Below are 563 nucleotides of genomic sequence, written 5' to 3' on the forward strand. Positions count from 1 at the left end.
GTACTTGCACAACTGAAAACCTATTCCCCTATCAACGTTGAGCTTTCCCCTCCAACACTCGCACAAAGTAAGATTTCAGGGCGCATCAATTTACACCAACCCGATCAATTCTTCCAAGCGCTCCCGATGCTATTACCTGTCCAAGTCGTTTATCAAGACAAAAATAACGTATTGATTATTCAAAACAAAAAAAATAAATGAAAATTATTTCGATTTGTAGGTGAGGATAATTCTCATTTAACCCTCTTCCTAAGCAGTTGTTATTGATTTAGCAATTTTTCAGCACACGATTTGTGCCGCTTAGGAATAAGGGATACTCATGTCAATTCGATTCACACACCAACGGCTTAAGCCTCTTGCATTATTGGTTGCAGCCAGTACTGCAATAGTTTGCCAATCAGCAATAGCGCAAGAGGTTACATTTACACTACCAGAACAACCACTTGCGACTTCTGTCGCGCAAATCAGTCAGCAAGGACAAATTCAATTACTCTATAATAAAAACCAACTTAATGGATTACGTGCACCAGCACTATCAGGTAACTACACCGCACAAACCGCAT

At 40.0% G+C, this 563-nt stretch carries 1 protein-coding gene and 1 pseudogene; both read left to right on the plus strand.

Annotated features, from left to right (window positions below; genetic code table 11):
* A pseudogene (locus tag ABN217_RS19995) lies at nt 1-201 on the plus strand (FecR family protein); the annotation flags it as partial.
* A 118-nt stretch (nt 202-319) separates the two neighbouring features.
* Nucleotides 320-563: TonB-dependent receptor (locus ABN217_RS20000; protein ID WP_349459970.1), on the plus strand; the 244-nt coding region annotated here is incomplete at its 3' end.

Source organism: Proteus sp. fly-1067 (genome assembly GCF_040139345.1).
GTDB classification, from domain to species: domain Bacteria; phylum Pseudomonadota; class Gammaproteobacteria; order Enterobacterales; family Enterobacteriaceae; genus Proteus; species Proteus vulgaris_B.